The organism is Thioalkalivibrio sp. ALE28, assembly GCF_000377425.1.
GTDB lineage: Bacteria > Pseudomonadota > Gammaproteobacteria > Ectothiorhodospirales > Ectothiorhodospiraceae > Thioalkalivibrio.
In genome coordinates, this window is sequence record NZ_KB898109.1 from 14,601 (window position 1) to 33,548 (window position 18,948).

Annotated in this window: 23 protein-coding genes; all 23 read right to left on the reverse strand. The window is 66.1% G+C overall.

Annotation, left to right across the window (positions count from 1 at the left end; genetic code table 11):
- The gene (locus D105_RS0113075) at nucleotides 1–396 is read right to left on the reverse strand and encodes a TIGR03757 family integrating conjugative element protein (protein ID WP_018878690.1); all 396 of its coding nucleotides are present in this window, start codon (nucleotides 394–396) and stop codon (nucleotides 1–3) included.
- Nucleotides 393–818, reverse strand: a complete 426-nt coding sequence (locus D105_RS0113080; RefSeq protein WP_018878691.1) for a hypothetical protein — start codon at nucleotides 816–818, stop codon at nucleotides 393–395. The genes D105_RS0113075 and D105_RS0113080 overlap by 4 nt, the downstream gene beginning before the upstream one ends.
- Nucleotides 815–3,556, reverse strand: coding sequence for a conjugative transfer ATPase (locus tag D105_RS0113085; RefSeq protein ID WP_026280500.1), 2,742 nt, complete (start codon nucleotides 3,554–3,556; stop codon nucleotides 815–817). The genes D105_RS0113080 and D105_RS0113085 overlap by 4 nt, the downstream gene beginning before the upstream one ends.
- Nucleotides 3,556–3,939, reverse strand: a complete 384-nt coding sequence (locus D105_RS0113090; RefSeq protein ID WP_018168724.1) for a TIGR03751 family conjugal transfer lipoprotein — start codon at nucleotides 3,937–3,939, stop codon at nucleotides 3,556–3,558. The genes D105_RS0113085 and D105_RS0113090 overlap by 1 nt, the downstream gene beginning before the upstream one ends.
- Complete coding sequence (locus D105_RS0113095; RefSeq protein ID WP_018878693.1) at nucleotides 3,932–5,338, reverse strand: TIGR03752 family integrating conjugative element protein; 1,407 nt, start codon at nucleotides 5,336–5,338, stop codon at nucleotides 3,932–3,934. The genes D105_RS0113090 and D105_RS0113095 overlap by 8 nt, the downstream gene beginning before the upstream one ends.
- Entirely contained in the window at nucleotides 5,323–6,105 is a 783-nt protein-coding gene (locus tag D105_RS0113100; RefSeq protein ID WP_018878694.1) for a TIGR03749 family integrating conjugative element protein, read from the reverse strand. Before D105_RS0113100 ends, D105_RS0113095 begins: the two co-directional genes overlap by 16 nt.
- On the reverse strand, nucleotides 6,105–6,731 hold the full coding sequence (locus D105_RS0113105) for a PFL_4703 family integrating conjugative element protein (protein WP_017926572.1): 627 nt from the start codon (nucleotides 6,729–6,731) through the stop codon (nucleotides 6,105–6,107). The genes D105_RS0113100 and D105_RS0113105 overlap by 1 nt, the downstream gene beginning before the upstream one ends.
- On the reverse strand, nucleotides 6,728–7,060 hold the full coding sequence (locus tag D105_RS0113110; protein ID WP_018878695.1) for a TIGR03750 family conjugal transfer protein: 333 nt from the start codon (nucleotides 7,058–7,060) through the stop codon (nucleotides 6,728–6,730). The genes D105_RS0113105 and D105_RS0113110 overlap by 4 nt, the downstream gene beginning before the upstream one ends.
- Nucleotides 7,061–7,093: 33 nt before the next feature.
- Nucleotides 7,094–7,465: a TIGR03745 family integrating conjugative element membrane protein gene (locus D105_RS0113115; RefSeq protein WP_018878696.1), complete on the reverse strand. Its 372-nt coding sequence runs from the start codon at nucleotides 7,463–7,465 to the stop codon at nucleotides 7,094–7,096.
- A gap of 13 nt (nucleotides 7,466–7,478) precedes the next feature.
- A complete protein-coding gene (locus D105_RS0113120) occupies nucleotides 7,479–7,712 on the reverse strand; it encodes a DUF3262 family protein (protein WP_018878697.1) in 234 nt (77 codons plus the stop codon).
- Nucleotides 7,709–8,011, reverse strand: coding sequence for an RAQPRD family integrative conjugative element protein (locus tag D105_RS0113125; RefSeq protein ID WP_038032979.1), 303 nt, complete (start codon nucleotides 8,009–8,011; stop codon nucleotides 7,709–7,711). Before D105_RS0113125 ends, D105_RS0113120 begins: the two co-directional genes overlap by 4 nt.
- A gap of 309 nt (nucleotides 8,012–8,320) precedes the next feature.
- Nucleotides 8,321–9,064 carry a TIGR03747 family integrating conjugative element membrane protein gene (locus D105_RS0113130; RefSeq protein ID WP_018878698.1) on the reverse strand — a complete coding sequence of 248 codons (744 nt, stop codon included), beginning with the start codon at nucleotides 9,062–9,064 and terminating at the stop codon, nucleotides 8,321–8,323.
- Complete coding sequence (gene traD, locus D105_RS0113135) at nucleotides 9,064–11,145, reverse strand: type IV conjugative transfer system coupling protein TraD (protein ID WP_018878699.1); 2,082 nt, start codon at nucleotides 11,143–11,145, stop codon at nucleotides 9,064–9,066. The genes D105_RS0113130 and traD overlap by 1 nt, the downstream gene beginning before the upstream one ends.
- Nucleotides 11,142–11,654: a PFL_4695 family integrating conjugative element protein gene (locus D105_RS0113140; protein ID WP_018878700.1), complete on the reverse strand. Its 513-nt coding sequence runs from the start codon at nucleotides 11,652–11,654 to the stop codon at nucleotides 11,142–11,144. Before D105_RS0113140 ends, traD begins: the two co-directional genes overlap by 4 nt.
- Nucleotides 11,655–11,668: 14 nt before the next feature.
- Nucleotides 11,669–11,989 (reverse strand): transglycosylase SLT domain-containing protein, encoded by a 321-nt coding sequence (locus D105_RS15405; RefSeq protein WP_018878701.1) that lies wholly within the window; start codon nucleotides 11,987–11,989, stop codon nucleotides 11,669–11,671.
- A 158-nt stretch (nucleotides 11,990–12,147) separates the two neighbouring features.
- Nucleotides 12,148–12,918, reverse strand: coding sequence for a TIGR03759 family integrating conjugative element protein (locus D105_RS0113150; protein ID WP_018878702.1), 771 nt, complete (start codon nucleotides 12,916–12,918; stop codon nucleotides 12,148–12,150).
- On the reverse strand, nucleotides 12,915–13,154 hold the full coding sequence (locus D105_RS15410; protein ID WP_018878703.1) for a hypothetical protein: 240 nt from the start codon (nucleotides 13,152–13,154) through the stop codon (nucleotides 12,915–12,917). Before D105_RS15410 ends, D105_RS0113150 begins: the two co-directional genes overlap by 4 nt.
- Nucleotides 13,155–13,169: 15 nt before the next feature.
- Entirely contained in the window at nucleotides 13,170–13,877 is a 708-nt protein-coding gene (locus tag D105_RS0113160; RefSeq protein WP_026280501.1) for a hypothetical protein, read from the reverse strand.
- Nucleotides 13,874–14,578, reverse strand: coding sequence for a hypothetical protein (locus D105_RS0113165; RefSeq protein ID WP_018878705.1), 705 nt, complete (start codon nucleotides 14,576–14,578; stop codon nucleotides 13,874–13,876). Before D105_RS0113165 ends, D105_RS0113160 begins: the two co-directional genes overlap by 4 nt.
- A gap of 955 nt (nucleotides 14,579–15,533) precedes the next feature.
- On the reverse strand, nucleotides 15,534–15,989 hold the full coding sequence (locus D105_RS0113170) for a hypothetical protein (RefSeq protein ID WP_017941445.1): 456 nt from the start codon (nucleotides 15,987–15,989) through the stop codon (nucleotides 15,534–15,536).
- Nucleotides 15,990–16,117: 128 nt separating this feature from the next.
- Nucleotides 16,118–16,762, reverse strand: a complete 645-nt coding sequence (locus D105_RS0113175; RefSeq protein ID WP_018878706.1) for a hypothetical protein — start codon at nucleotides 16,760–16,762, stop codon at nucleotides 16,118–16,120.
- Nucleotides 16,763–17,011: 249 nt separating this feature from the next.
- Nucleotides 17,012–17,446 (reverse strand): hypothetical protein, encoded by a 435-nt coding sequence (locus tag D105_RS0113180; RefSeq protein ID WP_018878707.1) that lies wholly within the window; start codon nucleotides 17,444–17,446, stop codon nucleotides 17,012–17,014.
- Nucleotides 17,447–17,710: 264 nt separating this feature from the next.
- Nucleotides 17,711–18,439, reverse strand: a complete 729-nt coding sequence (locus D105_RS0113185) for a hypothetical protein (RefSeq protein WP_018878708.1) — start codon at nucleotides 18,437–18,439, stop codon at nucleotides 17,711–17,713.
- Between the last annotated feature and the right edge of the window lie 509 nt (nucleotides 18,440–18,948).

Below are 18,948 nucleotides of genomic sequence, written 5' to 3' on the forward strand. Positions count from 1 at the left end.
TCATGGCCGCCACCGTTCATACTCGCGCAGGCCGCGCGCGAGATCCGTTGTGCCATACACCACGGCCTGGCCGTCGAAGACGATGGCCGGTACTTGTTCAATGTTCAGGCGATAGGCGCGCAGCAGCGGATCGTAGGCGGCTTCGAGATCCCGATGCGCCCGGGCGTCCAGGCGCTCCTGGGCGATCGCGGCCGCGGCCTCGGGGTCGGCTGGAAGCCCCTGACTCAGGGCCTCCGTGGCTCGGTCCACGGCGTCCACATGATGGATCTCGATGTGGATCCCCCGGCGGTCGGCCGGCGTGGTGGATACGGTCGTACCGGTGGTCACGAAGACCTCGATCTGCCCCGGGTCGGCGCTGACGGGGCCTATCCCCACCAGGAGTAGAACGGCCATCATTCGTCGCATGAGCGGCCTCCTGCGCTGGATGTCGAGGGAAGGTGAAGCTGTGCCCGGAAGCGGCGCTGAGGCTCGTTCAGCATGCGCTCGCACACGCGGCCTTCTGCCTCAGCCAGGCGGATCGCCAGATCCCGCAGCGGGCCCGCGAGCACCTCGCCCTGCTCGAACTCGCGGGCCAGTGTCGCAGGGGTGCGCCCGTGCACGGTCAGCTGCATCAGAACGACGTCGCGCTGGGCATCGGTGAGCCAGCCGCCCTTGTGGATCAGCTGTCCCTCGCCCTGCAGCGGGAGGGTGTGGATCTCCAGTCGTTCCGGGCCGCCCTTGTTCTCGGGCATCAGGAACAGGCCTTTGCGCCCCCCGGCGACCAGCAGCCATTCGGTCCAGGCAAAGTCGCCGGCCCAAAGGGTGTGTTGATTGATCACGGCGCGTCCCCTCCGATCCGGCGCGCGACTTCTTCGGCGGCTTCGACTTCCGAGCACCCCAGCTCGTCCATGATCTTTCGGCGCTCCGATTTCTCGTGCTTCTCGGTCATCGCCAGGGCCAGGGCGATCGGGGGTGGGACGTTGCGGAACAGCGTTTCCACCTGGTCGGCCAGGACCACGCCCTCGACGTACTTGCCGGGTTCCTTGCGGGCTCCGAGCAGCAGGCTCTTCTGTTCGCTGGTGAGGTCCTTGAAGCGGGCGATCTGTTCGATCTCCTCCTTCGGCATCACCAGGCACATCCACCACTCCATCATGTTGAGCATCTTCCGGGACGCATCCGGGAAGTCCTCCAGGTTCTGCGTAGCGATCCAGAACCAGGCCCCGAGCTTTCGCCACATCTTCGTGATCTTGACGACGTAGGGCGCAAGCAACGGATTGGTCGTGATCATGTGCCCCTCGTCGGTGAGCACGAGGGTCGGGCGTTCGGAGTGCTGGTGTTGCTCGACCAGGTCGTTGATATGGTTCATCAGGCCGACGTAGGCCACCGTGAGCTGATCCTCGTAGCCCTCGCGCGCCATGATCCCCATATCGACGATCGTTACGTCGGCCTCCGGCCAGCGCTCGCCGGCCCGGTTGAAGACCTTGCCGGCGAACCCGTGACAGAACACCTCCATGGACTGCGCCATTTCGCTGACGCGCTTGCGGCGTTCGGGGGAATCTTCCTCCTTCGCGACCTCGTGCAACCCGGCGACCACGTCCTCGGTCAGGACCTGTTCGCGCCCTGCGGCGCGAACGTTCTTGGCGGCACGGAGGATGCCGTTGGCGATGGCGGTGTTGTCCGGGCGGCGCATGTGCGCCTCCTCGCGAGGATCGCCACCGGTGATCATAATTTTGGCCGCGATCTGCATTTCGCCGAGCAGGTCGCGTCCCTCCTCGATGTCGTCCTCCTCGTCCTCGTCGGGGGCGTCTTCCTCGATCTTCTTGTCTACCTGGGGGTCATCGAGGAGCTGGGTCGCCGCCGCGAACGGCGGCAGGCTGACCCGCTCCTTGGGGGTAAGGGAGACCTGATTGACCGAGACGCCCCGGTGGTCCAGGTACTGTCCCAGCAGACCGAACGAGTTGCCGGCCTCGATGATGAAGATCCGGGGCCGATAGACCGCCACCATCTGGAGGATCAGATAGGTGAGCAGGGCGGATTTGCCGGCCCCGGTGGGGCCGAGGATCAACGCGTGGGCGTTCTTCTTCCGGTCCGAGGGATGCAGCGGATCGAACATGAGGGGCTCGGCGCCCCGGTTGTAGAACAGAAACCCGGCGTGGTCCGTCCCCTTCGTGCGGCCGTAGAGGGGGAGCAGGGCGGCGAGGTGGTCGGCATACACGTAGCGGCTCCGGCGCGTGACGCGCTCCAGGGCCGGGTCATAGGCCATCGGGAGCGCGCGCAGATAGGTGTCCAGCGGGAGCAGCTCGGCCTCTCGGGTGATGATCTGCAGACCGTTCGCCACCAGACGCGAGGCCAGCTCGTTGCGCCGACGCACCAGCTGCGTGTCGTCCTCCGCGCGGATATAGAAAGCGATTTGGGTGGGGTAGAGCTTGTTGCCGCGCGCGAGTTCTTCCTGCGCGGTCTCCACCTCCTCCAGTGCCAGCCGGGATTCGATGTTGTCCCCACGGGACGCGGCGTGGATCTGCCCGATATGGTTGGAGACCTGGTCCTGCGGCTGGATGGTGATCGTGACCGAGAGGATCGTGCCTTCGGGGGCACGGTCGAACAGCGCATAGATGTTCTCGCCGGCCTGGCGTTCCGCCGTGAAATGCCCGGTCTTGGGGGCTTGCCGCAGACTCTGGACGTTCAGCACCGCATGGGGCATCCCGTCGAAGCGCCAGACGCCGGCCTCGGCATCCGACACCGGCATCGAATAGGTGAACAGTTCGGCCAGGTCGCGGCCGAACGGGAGATCCTCGTCCCCCGGATAGGGGGCGACGTTCAGCAGCTTCTCCGGGTCGCCATCGGCCACCTCGGGGCGGGGGTTGAACCACGGGACGAGCCATTCGTACAGGTCCTGCGCCTTGCAACGCTTCACGCCGACTCCAACGGCCTCCAGGGAGGTCGCCCATTGGGCGGCCACCTGGTTGAGCGTCTCCTCGGGAGACAGATCGCCCGAGACGGAGCGGCGGTACAGGCATGCGCGCACGCGGCGTTTCTGCCCGCGCCACGCGCCGCCGGTGACCTGCTGATCGACGAAAAGACCGCCCTCCTGCGAGATCCGGTGCAGATGGTCGTCCACCTCCGCGAGGTAGGAGTCCCGAAACGGATTGTCTTCGGACCGCTCGCGGGAGTAGGACCGGATATGGTCGGTGACCCCGCCCAGCGCGGGATCGTCCTGCACGAACACCTGCAGCACCCACGGGGACCCGTCCACTTCGGGAACCGAATCGGTCAGCGCGCCCTGGATCTGCTGGCGCAGGTCCTCCATGTACTCGGGCGTGCGCGCCTCGGAGCTGGCCGGGATCAGCTCGAACAGCGCACCGACGCTGTTGCGGTCTTCCAGGAGAAACACCTGAGTCGCCGGGTCGTAGTCCGTCCACGGCAACAGGTCCGTGAACGAGTTGGGCCGGCGGTAGAGGTCCTTGACCTCGGCCTGCGTCACCGGACGCGACCCGCCCAGGTTCGGGTCGGGCCCCTGATTCTCGTCTTCATCCCTGGCCGAACGGCCGGGGAGGAGCGAGGTGAGCATTTTCAGCATCATCGGGCTCCCGCCTCTCCGGGGAGTGCGTAGTGGTGGCGGTCATACATCGGGAACGACGTCGAATACCCGGGCACGGGCACCTCGTCGCGACCGGCCAGGTGCGGGTAGACGAACATCACCAGGGTCGGATTGGGCACCCGACTGAAACGGGTTTCGATTTCGTCGTGTGCGGACCGGGTGTAGCCCGCGAGATCCGCCGTGCCGTCCTGGACGTCTCGGCCGATCGGCTGTTGCAGCGCCTGACGCGCGGCATCGACATCGGTGCGCCCCATGGACTCGAAGTGTCCTTCGTACACCTCGTCCATGGTGGGCCCGTCCTTCGGGATCACCTTGTCCGCCGAAGTGGAGGCGCAACCGGCGGTCAGGACCGCACTAATCAAGAGTGCGATGGGTAGAGCGGCGCTCGAACGCTTCATGGGAGACCCTTCTGCCTTCAAGTTCATAATCGATCCTCAGTTCCCGGTCGAGGTGGATGGCGACCGTCTCGCCGGCGGGGGCGAAGACCGCATCAAAGTGACTTTCCTGGCGTTCCCGCAGCCACTGCGCGACTTCGCGGGCGGCATCGGATGCCGCGCGGCCGGCGATGAACTGCCCGGTATCGCCGGTGACGATGTTCTGTGTGAACCCCTCCTGACCCACGATCTGCGTGGTCTGAGCGGCAGCGGCGGCGTCCGCAGCGGCTTGTGCCGTCACGATGCCGGTGGCCTGTGCCAGGTAGGCCGGTGCATTGGAAATGCGATCGCCCGGGATGCAGGGCACGCCCTGCTCGTTGGAGATCCAGCCGAGGGTGTCGCTGGAGTCCCCATCGGGATCCGGCAGAGTGCGAACGGTGCCATCCTGAAAGACGAAGGTGACCGACTCCACCGAGCCCCGGACACAGGACAGCGTCCAGTCGCCCATCGCGGTCCCGGAGAAGATCATCCCTTCGATATTGGGGATCTCGATGTCGTTGGCGGCCAGGTTGCGCTCGCCGACGATCACCTTGAACGGCACGGGGTCCTCGACCGTTCCACCATGCGGTACGCGCCCGATCAGGGCCGTCATGGCGGTCGAGCCCATCAGGGTCGAATTGCGCGGCACCGTGTACCGGGGATCTTCCTCCGGCGTATCCGTGCCGGTGGCGCGCGCCGCCGTGTCGCGGGCGTGCTCCACGCCGGCGGCGCCGCGATCCCGGATGGTGCCGGCCGCGGAACGGCCGCGATCGAGGAGGCCGCCCCCTTCTTCTTCGGGGTCGTAGCCGACGGGATTCGTCCAACGAAGGGTGTCGGCGGATTCTGGTTCGGCCGTGCGCGTGCGGTCCCGGATAACCGGGGCCTCGTCCTCCCGGATACCCAGCCCGATCGGGATGTCGCTCCCGGGCACCAGGTCGGGATCCTCTTCTTCCCGCTGCTCCAGCTGCTGGCCCATGTCCTGTACGCGGGAGCTGAGCTGGTCCATGCGCCCGAGGAGTCCCTCCAGGTGGTTTTGGCGTTCCGGATCCGGCTCCTGCCGCGCTTCCTCGGCCAGCTGCTCGCGCATCCGCTGGTTGTCCTCGCGCAGTTCCCGCAGCTGTCGGCGCGTCTCGCGCTGCTCGGCCGTCAGGGTGCGGATGGTGTCGGTGGCCGTGTCCGCGTCCGGTTGCGCCGCCGCCTGCCGCTGGTCCAGCGAGTCCGGCGCCTCGGCCGTCGGCTCGGTACCGCAGGAGCGCAGCATCACCAGGATCATCAATGCGCCAACGGCCAGGCCGATGATCGGCAGAAGTCGATTGCCCTTGGTGGAAACCATCAGCGCACCCCCCAAAAGCTCTCGTCAAAGGGGCGGTCCGACACGACATACACGGCGGTTGTGTCGGCTTCGTGGCCGGCCGGGTGCAGCCGTGCATGCTGAAAGGTGGCCGTCAGCCAGTCGCCCCGCAGGTCTCGGGGGTCGAGCGTCACCGGGGATTCCGTGGCGTTGCGTAGCTTGACGGCGGTGACGTACCAGCGCCCGCCGCGCCAGGCCGCGAGCGGTTCGGCGGTGACGGCCGCGCCCCGGACCAGGCGGACCGGTTCCTGGTTCAGCGAAACCTGGCGCACGCCAGGCATCTGCGGTGCGAGCCGGCTGGGGCCATACAGGGATTGGGACGCGAATCGCGTCAGCGCCACGTAGTCCAGGTTTTGGTGGTCGGGTTCGGCGTCGGGGACGTCCGTCGCGTGGTCCCGCCGACTCCCCGGCCGATGAATGACGACCTCATTGGCGCGGGCGCCGTCTTCGGCCGAAAGGTCGAGCATGAACGTCGCCCCGGATTCGACATCGGCAATGACGGCGCGGGCGGGGCCGAACGAGGATTGCGCCTTGAGATAGACGATCCCGTCGTTCGAGAACACGCGGACCTGGTCATCGATGTGGGGTGGAAGCCCCACGCGGACGTGCCCTGCAGGGAAGCGGATCAGCCGCTCCTGCCCCACGGGCAGGGTGACCTGGACGGGCGCTCCGTCCCACGTAATGCGGTCGGGGCTGTCGCCGGCGGTGGCCGACACCGGCCCCGCGAGGGCCGCGATAAGGGCAATGGCGAGGATCGGGCGCATTACTGCTCCTCCTCCGGGTCGATGCGATAGGGATCTTGGACGAAGCCCGCGAGGGCGAGTCCCCAGGGGTTCGATTCAGGGTCGATGTCGTAGGCGACCACCCGCAGGGGGTAGCGGATGAAGACCTGCTTGACGCGCTCGCCGTCGATGCGCTCCTCGACCTCCACGTCCAGCCATACGGTCCACGTCCCGTCCCCCGTGGCCTGCACGCGGTCCGGGGTGTAGCGCAGGCCGTCGATCTCCCGGATGAACCGGCTGCGATCCCGCAGCTCACCGCGCCGTTCGCGCTGTTCTCGGTCCGCTTCGAGGGTTTGCTGAAACCGTGGCGTCAGGAACGCCTGCAGCGACCACAGGTTGTCCGGGTAGTCCGCACGCCCGTCCTCGGGCCAGCGATGGACCTGCTGCCAGATGTAGAACGCGAAGGTGTACACCGACGCGGGATGCACCTCTCCGGCTTCCAGAACCCCGCCGGTCCGAAGATCCGGGGGGATGTGCACGGTCAGGCGGTCGGGGGCCTGCTGCCATCCAAACCACAGGCCGAGGGCCACGACTGCCATGACGGCAATGACGCCCCGGAGGGTGTTGATGTGCGATCGGGCGCTGTCGAGTTCCTTGCGGTATCTCACGAACGTCTCCCCAGGTCCCAGGTCCCGCTGCGCAGCGTCACCGGGACCTTGCGCAGGCCGCTCCGGTGAAGGGCGAGCATGGCGCGTTGTTGGTAGTAGCCGGTGGGGCGGCCCCGCTTGATCTTCTGAAAGATCGTGGCGGTGATGAATACGGACCCCAGCACGCCGATTGCCGCGATTCCGACGCCCATCATCGGAGCGCCGATCACGACACCGACCAGGATCCCGACGGGCAGCCAACCGATCGAGGCCAGCACGAGAATGGCGAGCAGCTCACTGGAGGAGCAGCCGCGAAAGATGGGCGGCTCCTCGTTCAGCCGCTCGGCCATTCGGTTTTCGAGTCCGGGCGTCGCCACGCGGCATTACTCCATGATCGACATGGCCTGAGTGACGAAGAAGCTCAGGACGAGGAGGATCACAGCACCCACCACGCCGAGCAGACCGACCTCGCCCCATTCGGCCTTGCCCTGACGCGCCTCGTTGAACTTGGTCAGCGCGGTCCAGGAGACCCACAGGAAGGAGGCGACGGCGATCAGCGTCCCGAGGAGGGTCGCTCCCTCGTAGAGGTAGCCGCGCATGAGGTCGATCCAGTTGCCGTCCTCGAATCCCCCGTCGGGCTCGGGTGCCGTCGGCAGGTTCTGCGCCCAGGCGGGCGTGGAGTGGATCGCGATCACCAGACCGGCCAAGAAGAGGTGGTGGGCGCGGGCCAGGTGTCGTTTACAGGTCTTGAGCATCGGAAAAGTCCTCCTATGGACGGATGAAATAACCCACGAGCATCACCACCACGGCGGCCCGTACAGAGACCCAAATCAGGTCGAACATGGGCGTCTCGCGGTCGCTCCAGGCGCGGAATTGGCCCATCACGACCCACATGAGCCAGATCAGATAGGTGACCGCGACAATGGTGGCGATCGCGAGCCCCAGGTCGGCGCCACTCGCGCCGGCCCACTGCTCGAACTGACTGGCGGCATTCCCGCTCACCGGCGGTAATCACCACTGAGGGGCTCGACCCGGCGCGGTTGGGCGCGCGGTGCCCGGAGGTGCTCCTCAATGCCGGCCTGCACCCGCTCCAGGTCGTGGCGCAGCCAGTCGTACTGGAAGCGGATCCGTGCGTCGGGGTCGGCATGGGCTTCAGCCTGATCAACCAGCGCGTGCAGGGCCTGGATCTCGTGAGCGAGTCGGCTCAGGCTCTCGCGTTCCGCATCGCGGTCGGCCAGGGCCGCCGGTGTGAGGGTGATCATCACCACGCCCGTAGCGAGCGCGACAAGGGTCCTGTGCATGGCGTGTGACTCCGAGGCGTTAGCGTGAGCCACAGTCTTCTGATTCCCGGCCGTGGCGACTACGAAAAATCCTCAAACCGATCGCGAGGGTTTTTCGGACGCGAGGGTTGAGCCCCTGCGCCGTGCTATTCGAGCCTTCGGAAAGGGCGGGTTTGGCGAGGGTGAAACGTGGGTGGGCCGAGCAGACTGCATCGCAAGCCCGAGCGGGAGTGCGGCGTCGAACGTCGGTGGTAAGGGGTTTGGCGTCCGGCCGTCCGGGGGTGGAGAAACGTGGTGCGCTCGTGACACTCGCAGCGGCGGGTGGGGTTCTCAGAGGTACTTCTTGAAGCTCGAAGCGGTAATGGCGATGGTGATCGCATTGAGCAGGGCGAACGGGAGAATGACCCAATTCGGGTGAACCGAAAACGGCAGGGCGAGGTAGACCACCCAGGCCATGGCGATCGAGGGCGCCATCAGGCGTTTCGCGTGGTGATAGACGAACGACGATTCGCGGCCACCCCCCCAGCGGCGCAGATCGCGCTGCACGAGCCCATCGACCAGGGCCACCATGGCGAATAGGACGAACACCGGCATGGCGAGGGTCAGCACCCCCAGGCGGAGGGCGAAGACCTGCGTGATCGCCATACCGGCCAGGACATAGGGCTCGATGGACTGATAGCCGTTGCGCAGGGAGTTCACCATCCGGCCATCCTCGGGGTGCGCGGGAATCGACAGCCACTCCACGAGCGAGTGGATCCCCGTGTACTCAAACAGGAAGCGATAGGACACCTCCGCGAAGCTGCGCGCGTAGCTCCCTGGATCCGCAGTCAGCATGGACTGACGAAAATCCTCGTTGAGGTAGCCGATCTCGCGTTCGAGCATCTGCTGGCTGTGCTGGATGCCTTCGTCCGGCCAGATCCAGGTCATGCCGACCCATTCCGCCACCAGAGAGAAGAGCAACGCCGCGAGCAGCCACAGGACGAGCTGGCCCGCGAGGTTCAACGTTCGTCCGATCAGCCCCGGCTCGCGCTGCTGAGCGGGGTGACTCGATGTCTGTCGGCGCGCGCTCGCCATCAGGCGGATTCCTGTGGGGCGATCGGCATGGCGGTATCCTGCCACCAGTGCTCGGCGGTGGTGTAATCGCGCTGCATGCGCTCGGCGATGTCGGCGAGCGATCCGGGCATCACCGGATCCGCTTTACTGTCCGGGAGCGGCATACGGATCTTCCAGAGCTGCCCCCCCTCGATCAGGGCGAACGCCTGACCCTTGGGCAGGGTGACGATGTCGGACGGCGTGAGCAGCGGGGCCTCGGTTACCGTGATGCGGTCTTCGTTGCGGCTGGAGAAGTGCTGATCCGATTCGGGATCAGCCGAATCGTTGGTGCCGGATACCTGCATGAGCGTGTTGATCTCGACCTGCGGAAGTTGCTCCGTGAGCATTTCGGCCGTCTCGTACTCCTTCACCCGCAGCATGACCAGCGTGTTGAAGTTACCGGCCACCTGGCCGGCCTTGGGCTTGGATCCGATCCGGGCCTCGACGTCGGACCAGGTCTGCGTATAGGCCGTGACCTGGAACCCCGCTCCACCGGCCTTGTTCAGCAGGGGGATGAACTCGTCGCCGATCAGCTCGTTGAACTCGTCGGCATGCACGTTGACGGTCGGGAGTCCCGACCGGCCACCGTCCGGCAGGCCGTCGTCCTGCCCATGCTTGTACAGCTGACCCGCGACGGAACAGAGATCCGCGAACATCGAGTTGCCCACGGCCGCCGCGACGTCGGCATCCGAGAGCGCGTCGAGGCCCACGTAGACGATGCCCCCGGTGCGGATGATCTCCCGCCAGGAGAAGATCGGGCGCGGATCGTCGGTGTCGAGGTAGTCGGGGGCGATCAGCTCCGCCGTCTTGCCGGTGGTCAGCTTTTCCATCAGGGGGAGCAGCGAGGCCACGATCTTGTCGAAGTAGGTCTTGTCGTACTCGAACGCGCTGCGCAGGCCATCGGCCACCGGGTCGAACAGTCCCTGCTCCTTGGCGTAGAGCATCAGGGCAACGGCTCGCCGGTCCCGGCCCTGCAGGTTGCGCGGTAGGTGGCGTTCATTGGTGTTGGCCTCGCGCCGCTCCACTTCCTCTTTCCAGCCTTCGGGGGCCACGCCGGGGAGCCAGTGCTCGTAGTACTCGATCAGCAGCGGCTCGATGTAGGTGATGTGCCGGAGGATCTGTTGGTAATCCGGACGTCGGCCCAGCGCCACGATCGCCTGAGAAACGATGTTCACGAACCGCCACGCGAACTCCTTGAAGGCGGCGCTGTTGCCTTCGCTCGGGAGCTGGTTCGAGACACGGGTGGCGACCTCGGTGATCCGACTGAACGACCCGACGGCGTTGTAGCGAGCGGAGTGGTCCGGGTAACCGAGGTGAAACATATAGAACTGGTCTTCGCGCCCCGCGCGGCGGGCCTCGGCATACATGCGCTTGAGCAGCTCGGCATCCCCCTTGGGGTCAATGACGATGGTGACGTCGCCGCGCCGGATGTCCTGAGTGATCAGGACTTCGGCCAGCCGCGTCTTGCCCACTCGGGTCGTACCCAGGACGAGGGTGTGCCCCACGCGCTCACCGAGATCCGTCCAGGCATCTTCCTCGTCCGGCTCAACGGCGTGCAGCGCGGGTTTCCCACCCACGGGAGGCAGAGGGGCCAGGGGGTTCCACCAGGATCGCTTCCCGAGTGCGCGCGCAATGCCGCGCAGCCCGGGCGTGGACTCCCACTGGACCTCCTTGCGGCGGGCCCAGCGGTACAGGGGGCCGGGATCCACGTAATGCTGGACCTCCGGCCGGATCGTGTCCCGCAGGCGCTGCGTGTGCTTCTGCGTCCAGCGAAACCCCCGTCCGAGGTAGAGCTTCCGGCGCGAGACGGGGATCTGTTTCGCGCTCATGGAGAACTCGGGCAGCTGTCGGAGGTGGCGGTGATACCGGACGATTCGCCACCCCTGCCGCGCTCGGTGTACGGCCAGGGCCCCGAGCATTGCCGCCGCGACCCAGGCGATCGAGGGAGTCATCATCAGGGCCCAGGGCGCGGCGACCGCGATGACGGCGGCGGCGCCGGCCACAAAGGCGGAGTAGAACTCGACCGGCGGCCGTAGCAGGGCCTCGACGGGCAGCTGGCTCACTGTTCGATTCCCTCGCGCGAGATCAGGACCGGGTAGACGTCGAGCTGCAACCGCTCGGCGAGATCATCGCCGTGCGAGAGTTGGACCGGGATCCCGTGCGCGGTGTCGCGCACCCGTTCGAGGTCTTCGGGGGTGTCCGCCTGAACGAGCATGCACACGGCCCCCGCCTGCATGAGCGCGACCCGGTGGTGTTCCAGCCAGGCGAGCGATTGCGAGTCCGATCCCACCAGGCAGAGCGGGCGCGGCATATTTCGGAGTGTCTCGCGCACATGCGCCGGCGGCTGCCCCTGCAGCGGTGCCACGCGCAAGCGGGACGGCTCGATGGGCAGCATGCGCTCGGCCGCGTCGTTCAACGGGGGGAGCGCGGCCGTATTGCGAGGTGTCGGCTCCTCGGCACCCTCCAGGCGCTCAAGGTACGGGCCTGCCGGTTGGCCTTCGCCGGTATCGAGGATCACCTCCAGGGCCTGCGCAGAAGCGGGCACAAGGAGGAAGGACAGCAGAGCGGCCATAAGGGGTTTCGGAATCAAGGCAGAGCCTCCAGATGGTGTTGGACGCGGGCCCGGTGGCGGGCGGCGTTGGTGGTGTTCGAGGGCGCGTGATAGAGGCCGCTGGCTTCCAGCCAGTGGCCGCTGCGTTCGTACTGCTCGCGCAGGATGGCGGCACCGATGCGGAGGTTCCGATAGGGGTCGAGGGCCAGGGCCGGGTCCTGGAGCCGTTCCTCGTGCCAGTGCCAGTTGACCTGCATGAGTCCTATATCGATGTTCCGCTTCCCGGCCGCGAGGTGGCGTTCCAGGGCGTCCAGCGCCTCCCGGTACGTGCGGTATCGCTCCGGCCGACCACCCACGTTGAGAGTCCAGGGCCACGGTCGCGCGATACCCGTGGACAGCCGTGCGCCGGACTCGGCGGCGGCGAGGGCATACAGGACATCGGCCGGAACACCCTCGGCCTGAGCGACGCGGTGGTAGCCTTCAGGAACGCCGGCTACCGCCTGGGTCGCGAGCGTTAGGGCAAGACCGGCTGCCAGCGCCGCCCGGATTGCCGCAACAGCGAGGGCGTGTCGTGATCGGCCAGCGTGCCGTCGTCGTGATTGAGGGTGATACGACCGGCTCGCACCAGGTCGATCGGGACCGCGTTCTCCGCCGCCCATCGGCGCACCTCCTGATCCGCATCGGTATCCGTCAGAAAGACGTCCAGCCGCCATTGGGCCCCGTCCTGCAAGCGCTCCACGGCGCGTTCCAGGATGTCCCCGCAGCGGTTGCAGTCGCGGGCGGCGACCAGGACCACGCGATCATCCGCACGGAGGTCATCCAGGGTGGGCGTACTCGGCTCACTCATGCGGGGCGTGGCACCCGTCGCGGAGCCGGACCGGTCACGCGGCTCGATCAGCACCCTGTCCGGGTACAGGCGATCCCACGCGGCATCGTAGGCATGCTGGAAGGCCAGTTCTCCGGTGACGCGATCCCGCTCCTGCTCCACGGCCAGTTCGGCGTAGTACCGACGTTCGCGCTCGGTCTCCGCATGAATCCCCAGGACCCATATCGGGTCCAGATCCGGCGACCAGAGTCCCCGTGGACCCTCCATGATCGCGTCGTAGCGTTCCCACTCGGCGTCGGAGAGATCCCAATGCTGTGTCCGGGCCGGTGCCGTTTCGACGCCTTCGGACGCCCGGGCCTCGGCGCGGGTCGCGTCGGACTCGACCGAGCTGGCCTGAACGGTGCCGGACAGTCCGACCGCGACCAACAGGGCGATCACGGAGGAATGGGGCCGGGTCATGGGTGTCCCCGCATGCAGGGGCGCCCGTCAATGAAATAGACCCGCTGCTCCCATGTGGACGACAGATCGGCTTCGACCCGAGTCCGCTCGGCGACCCGGTCAAGGCAGGTCGGGGATGGCTCGGGAATCGCGACGGGCTCGACGGGGGGCGGTTCGGGTGCCACCTCGGGTTCCGGATCGTGCGTGGCCGCGATGACGCCGACCCCAATCAACAGCAAAACGACAGCTCCACCCATGATGATCTCCTGCTCCTACTCGTCGTGGATGGCGAGGGCGTGCATGAACCCGCGTGGGTGCCGAAGGACCGCGACGCCGGCATCCGGATCAAGGCTTTCCAGCGTCCATTGCCCGTAGCGCCCACCCACGCGGATACGCTCGCGGCCACTCGCGCCTTCCAGGATGGCGAAGTGGCGAGCCCCCCAGTGTTCGATACCCGTCAGGGTGGCGTTCGGTTCCGGCGTTTCAGGCGTTTCCTCCAGGCGGGCGACGCGGCGCTGCGTGGCGTTCAGATCGCCCCTCAGCGCCTCGATGGGCTCCAGGGCCTCCGAGGATTCCACCTCGGCGCGCAGGCCCATTAGTTCACCCTGCAGGGCCTCCAGTTGGTCGGTCACGGCCTGATCCGGTCCCTGGTGGTCGAGCGCGGACTCCAGCCCGTCGAGCTTCTCGCGAAAGTCGCGTTGCTCGGAGCGCAGCGCGCGCAGATCCTCGTCCTGACTGGCGACTCGCGCTTCCAGGGAGGCGAGCAGCATTTCCAGTTCGTTGAAGTGTGCGCCATCGGCCTCCGCGACCGGTTCGGCCGACACAGGTTCAGGGTCCTCGGGTTCGGCCCCTCCGCCGCCGATGAACATCAGGAGCAACCCCGTTACGACGGCGAGGCCGATGGCCGGCCCCGCGATCTTGAGCCAGCGAGGAACGGGTTGAGGCGAGGGACGCTTTTCAGACTTCTCGTTGGTGCTCATTGATCACCTCGCAGAATCGACCGAGCGCGGGACGGGGTGTAACGGGAGGCCACCTCGTCGCTGGGGATTTCCAACTCGACGCCGGTGCGGAGCTGATTGGGATTCGGCGTATGGGTCGGGAAGAAGGCGTGCGGGTTGGTCTCGAACAGCGCGGCGGCCATGCGCGCCGGTTGGCCCGGCGCGATCGCCTCGGCGATGGAACCGAGGGTCTCGCCGCGCTGAACCGGGCCATACGTGCGGGCTGTGGGAGGCTGCGGCGCGAGTACGTCGCGCACGGCGGCGGCCTCGATCGCTTGACCGCGCGCCCGTGCGGACTCGGCATAAGGCGCACGCGGCTCGTAGGAGATTTCCCGCATGGCGGGATCGACGACCAGGCGCCAGGTGGGGCCGGCGAGGGTGGTAAGCGCATTCTCAAGGCTCAGGGGCCCCAGCTCTCGATGCACCTCGGGAAGCGGTCGGGTCAGGAGCACCCGCATGGCCGGGTCCGCCTTGGCCGGGTCCTCCAGTCGATACCCGCTGTGTGTCAGGAGGTAGGTGAGCGCGGAGCCGACGTGCCGGACGTCCGACGGGAAATCCATCTGGACCGTGACCTGCAGGGGCTGCACCTGCTCGGGCGCGGGCGCATCGGTGGCGGTGAGGTATCGACCCACCTGGATGTCACTGGCCGCGGCGGTTCCCCAGGAGGTGAACGTCAGCGCCACAAGGAGTGCGGGTAACCATGTTCGCATGTCTTGCCTCGCCTGCTTGGAATAAAGACCCGCGCCAACGGAGGCGCGGGCACCAGCCCTAAGGGGTATGGGCTGCCCGCCGCCAAGGCAGCGGACGTCGCCAATTCTCCGGGTCCCGCGTGTGGCGACTACGAAAAATCCTGAAGCGAGCGCGAAGGGTTTTTGAGTTATCCACAAAAACTGGGGATAACTGCATGGGAAGGAGGGGGAAGAAAGCGAGGGAACAAGGACTTGCCAGGCGTGGGCAAAACGTAACCAGCCACCCCGGTTGGGTCGGGGGTGGCTGATCCGCGAGTTGACTTCGATTGAGGTGCTTCAGGACCGGGCGCGTCGATTGTGCGATGGCCCGGTCGAGTAGGAGTCGTCCCCAGGGCGGATCGATCTCACCCTCCTGCAGTAGCGAGTCGTATTCCGGCGATCCATGGTTTTGGGGGGATGGATCTATCTCGAATGGCGCGGCAGTACCGCACAAAGGGACCCACGCTGCACCTGGCGGTGGGCGGCCAGTGATTTGAATCACGGAGACCAGAGTCTCCCCACGGCGGGCGCTACGCACCGACCGTGGGGAGACCCCCCTAAACCATTCGAGAAGAACTCGTGCCGGGCCCGGAGGGCCCAACGAGTTGACTTGTGAACCTCCACCGAGGCTCGGTATTGATCGACTGACCCGAGCCAGGGACAAAATTGGATCAGCCGACAGCGCCGCGCCGCAAAGGGGAAAATACGGCGCCCCCACTCTCGGCGCGTAGGGGCTTTTGCCGACGGGCGTCGGCAAGGGGCCTGATACGCTCAGGCGGGCGGTGTAATACGCATTCAACCGCAAGGGCCCATTCCGGGCAATCCTCCAGACTGCAAATGCTGAATCTCCGCCGTCATTCCCGAGGGTCGCGGTCGGCCCTCGGGAATGACGGCCCGAAGGCCGTCAAGATTAGATCCAGCGGAAGACGTGCTGCAGTCGCTCCCCGTCGTCGCACGGAAGTTCGACCACGTCCGCGCGCGCATTGCTCCACGTAGTTCCGCCGAGTGCCTTCGCTTCCTTCCGTAGCGTCCTCAGTCTCCCGAGAGCGTCCGGAGCAGGAAGCGTGGCGACGTAATCGCCCACCAGGGGTGAGCCCTCGTCGGACACCCGCAGGGTGCGGTATTCCGGCGAAGGAAGCGATGCCGCCGCGATCCGAGGGAAATCGATCATCCCTGAAACCGCGTTGGCGGCCTCCGCTCGGCTCAGTCGTGGTAGGCCCTCGGCATCACAGTCCATGTCGAGAAACACCCCATTGGGGTCATTCCAGGCGGCCCAGGCAAGCAGTTCCGCGCGTGTGCCGACCTCCAGGAGTCGCTTCTGGTACAGCGGGTCGCGATACAGCTCCGCGAGTTCATAGGTGTGCATGTGTCTGTCTCCTGCATGGAGGGGACAGACCGCCCCCACGGGGACGGTGTCCCCTTGGGGTGAATAAAAGTCATGGACCCACCGGCAATACCGATGGACCGATCGCCTCCCTTGGTAAAGGGGCTGGCTTACGTGGCGACGGGTTTCGTCACGAAGTCGAGGGGGTGGTTGCCCATATCTCCGAAGAACTGCTTGTACTCACGGAGCAGAGCCTCCAAAAGCCACGGCTTGTCCGCGACTTGATGGTGGGCTTCCGGTTTCAGGGGCTCCCCAGCCATGGACACGACGAGATCGCCGTTGCCATCCAGTTCGAGGACCAGCGTTTTGTCGTCCGGTCGTTCGGTCAGGCTGGGTCCCTGGTTGAGACGAACGAAACGGCTCGCCAAACGGGGAAGCATGGGCTGCTCGTGGTAGAGGATCATTCCATTGACCGCCTCGGCGACGGTCTTCGTGATGTCCCAGACCTCGAACTCCGGCCCTAACAGCTTTGCGAAACAAACGGGGATGTATTCCCCGTCTCGGGTCGCAAGCGACACCCGAATGATGTCGCCCTCCGACCCGCCCGGATGGGCGTAGACGGCGCAGTGGTGGATCTGTGAAAGATACTCATGGAGGCCTTGGCCGTTCATGTCGCGGGGCTTCGACCAGTATTCAATGCTGTTCTCCGGATGACGGCACGCAACGGCGTTTTCGATGAAACGCCGGAAGTTGTCCACGGTGTCCAGCAGTTGCCCGTCCAGGGGTTCCCAGGCATGAAATTGAGAGTAGCGCATGTGTCTGTCTCCGAATGGAGGGGACAGACCGCCCCCACGGGGATCGGTTGTCCCCGTGGTGGGTGAAGTGAGTGGATCGACCGGCGAAGCCGGCGCACCCCTGCCCGATCCGGGGGTGCTTTCAGGGGCCTGATACGCTCAGGCGGGCGGTAAAGCCGTCATTCCCCAGGGTCGCGTGCGGCCCTGGGGAATGACGCCCCGAAGGGGCGTCGTTTTAAGGAATGGGACTCCCCGGAGACGGTCCGGTGGTCACATCAACTGCAGCATGGCGAACATGGAGGCCAGGATCGCGCCGGTTTGAATGAGCAGGGCCCGGTACATTTCGGCACGGGTCACGAACGCCTTTAGGTCCTCCTTGGAGGCCATACGCGACTCGATCGAATCGATCCTCGATCCGATCTCCCGGAGGTCCTCCTTGGAGGCCATACGCGACTCGATCGAATCGATCCTCGATCCGATCTCCCGGAGGCCCCCCTTGGAGGCCATACGGGCTTCCAGTTCTCGGAGGTCCTCCTTCGTGGCCATCTGCTCGCGAAGGAGCCGGAAATCCTCCTTCGTGGCCACCCTCGATTCCATGAGCTCCAGCATCGCCTGCGCTTGCACTTCCGCCTGCTCCTCCGATACACCGGCGGAGCGGAGCTTCTTGACGTAGGCATGGGTGTCGAACGCAATCATGCTTTCCATTATAGCGGTCTCCTCAGAGTGTCGGGACAGACCGCCCCACGGGGAGCGGTGTCCCCGTGGTGGTGAAGTAAATGGACCGACCGGCGGTGCCGGGCCCCGCCTCCCGGTCCGGAGGGGCTTTAAGGGTGCCTGATACGCTCAGGCGGGCGGTAAAGCCGCCATTCCCCAGGGCCGCCCGCGACCCTCGGGAATGACGGCCCGAAGGCCGTCAGGGTAGATGCTGCGAACAACATTCGATGCTCGCGGCTCATGGCAATGTGACCACTAGGCCACTTCGAGCTGGTCATGCGGATCCATGGACACGACGATTTGGGCGTTCTCCCATCCGTCCGGCCAGTGATCGGCCATGCCGTTTTGCCGGTAGTCCTCGCCGAACGCATCGGAGAAAAAGCCCCAGCAGGAATCCACCTCGACCCCGTTCTCATAGACGACGTATCCGTACACCTCGCCCTGCAGGTATTGGTCGTAAGTGGCGACCTCGGCCTCCAGGATCGAGCGGATTCGCGCCTCCCGTCTCGGGCTCAGACGCTTCCACCCGAACGCGCGGCGGGCGTCTTCGCGGGTCACGTAGATCCACCCGACCTGACCGCTATCCCATGGACAGCTGAATGGTCGGGTGGACATCGTGACCCCCGAGTGGTCATAGAGGTAAAGCGGCACCATGATCATGTATCGATCGAGGATCGCATCCACCTTCTCTTGTTGGAACTGGATCACCTGTTGGCTGTGCTCGTGCAGCCGCTTCTCCAGGCGAGGCTCGGTGGAGTCCAGACGGTCCCACAGTCGGTCGGCGAAACGCTCGACCTGATCTTCAATGGAGGGGTTGAACTTGCATGCCACCTGCAGCGCCCACTCGCGGGGGCTGTCTGCCGGCTGTTCGTCTCCCAGTTCATAGCGGCTGTGCCAGCACACCATGTTACCGAGGAGGTTGTCGCAATCTTCGCGTGGGTTGAAGGGGTCCGTGTCGGGGACGATGTGAATCAGCATGGACATGGTCAGTCTCCTGCATGGAGGGGACAGACCGCCCCCACGGGGAGCGGTGTCCCCGTGGTGGGTTGAGAGCCGTCAGGCCGCGCGGGCGGACGAGACGGATAGGAGCCGAATGGATCCGTTGGGTTGAATACCGATGCGGTATCGAGTGCCAGAGCGACACAGCTCGAATCGTCCCCGGGAAATCGGTTTCAGATCGGCAATGCGCGCATGAGCAATCGTTTTGATCAGCATAGGTCTATCTCCTGCATGGAGGGGACAGACCGCCCCCACGGGGGACGGTGTCCCCGTGGTGGGTGAAGTGAATGGATCGACCGGCGAGCCGGCGCACCCCTGCCCGATCCGGGGGTGCTTTCAGGGGCCTGATACGCTCAGGCGGGCGGTAAAGCCGTCATTCCCCAGGGCCGCGCGCGACCCTCGGGAATGACGCCACCCCGCGCCAGTGGCGGGAGTGGCGGTTGGTCAATGGCGCCGACGGTTTTGCCGGCGGGCGATCAGGTAGGCGCCGATCA

Bases quoted from the DNA above. Each gene is read 5' to 3' on its own strand.
- D105_RS0113170 (WP_017941445.1), bottom strand. From the start codon at position 15,989: ATGCACACCTATGAACTCGCGGAGCTGTATCGCGACCCGCTGTACCAG.
- D105_RS0113100 (WP_018878694.1), bottom strand. From the start codon at position 6,105: ATGCGCCCGATCCTCGCCATTGCCCTTATCGCGGCCCTCGCGGGGCCG.
- D105_RS0113140 (WP_018878700.1), bottom strand. From the start codon at position 11,654: ATGGCCGCTCTGCTGTCCTTCCTCCTTGTGCCCGCTTCTGCGCAGGCC.
- D105_RS0113125 (WP_038032979.1), bottom strand. From the start codon at position 8,011: ATGCACAGGACCCTTGTCGCGCTCGCTACGGGCGTGGTGATGATCACC.
- D105_RS0113115 (WP_018878696.1), bottom strand. From the start codon at position 7,465: ATGCTCAAGACCTGTAAACGACACCTGGCCCGCGCCCACCACCTCTTC.
- D105_RS0113160 (WP_026280501.1), bottom strand. From the start codon at position 13,877: ATGAGCACCAACGAGAAGTCTGAAAAGCGTCCCTCGCCTCAACCCGTT.
- D105_RS0113130 (WP_018878698.1), bottom strand. From the start codon at position 9,064: ATGGCGAGCGCGCGCCGACAGACATCGAGTCACCCCGCTCAGCAGCGC.
- D105_RS15410 (WP_018878703.1), bottom strand. From the start codon at position 13,154: ATGGGTGGAGCTGTCGTTTTGCTGTTGATTGGGGTCGGCGTCATCGCG.
- D105_RS0113185 (WP_018878708.1), bottom strand. From the start codon at position 18,439: ATGTCCATGCTGATTCACATCGTCCCCGACACGGACCCCTTCAACCCA.
- D105_RS0113150 (WP_018878702.1), bottom strand. From the start codon at position 12,918: ATGACCCGGCCCCATTCCTCCGTGATCGCCCTGTTGGTCGCGGTCGGA.
- D105_RS0113075 (WP_018878690.1), bottom strand. From the start codon at position 396: ATGATGGCCGTTCTACTCCTGGTGGGGATAGGCCCCGTCAGCGCCGAC.
- D105_RS0113085 (WP_026280500.1), bottom strand. From the start codon at position 3,556: ATGCTGAAAATGCTCACCTCGCTCCTCCCCGGCCGTTCGGCCAGGGAT.
- D105_RS0113180 (WP_018878707.1), bottom strand. From the start codon at position 17,446: ATGGAAAGCATGATTGCGTTCGACACCCATGCCTACGTCAAGAAGCTC.
- D105_RS0113110 (WP_018878695.1), bottom strand. From the start codon at position 7,060: ATGGCCGAGCGGCTGAACGAGGAGCCGCCCATCTTTCGCGGCTGCTCC.
- D105_RS0113175 (WP_018878706.1), bottom strand. From the start codon at position 16,762: ATGCGCTACTCTCAATTTCATGCCTGGGAACCCCTGGACGGGCAACTG.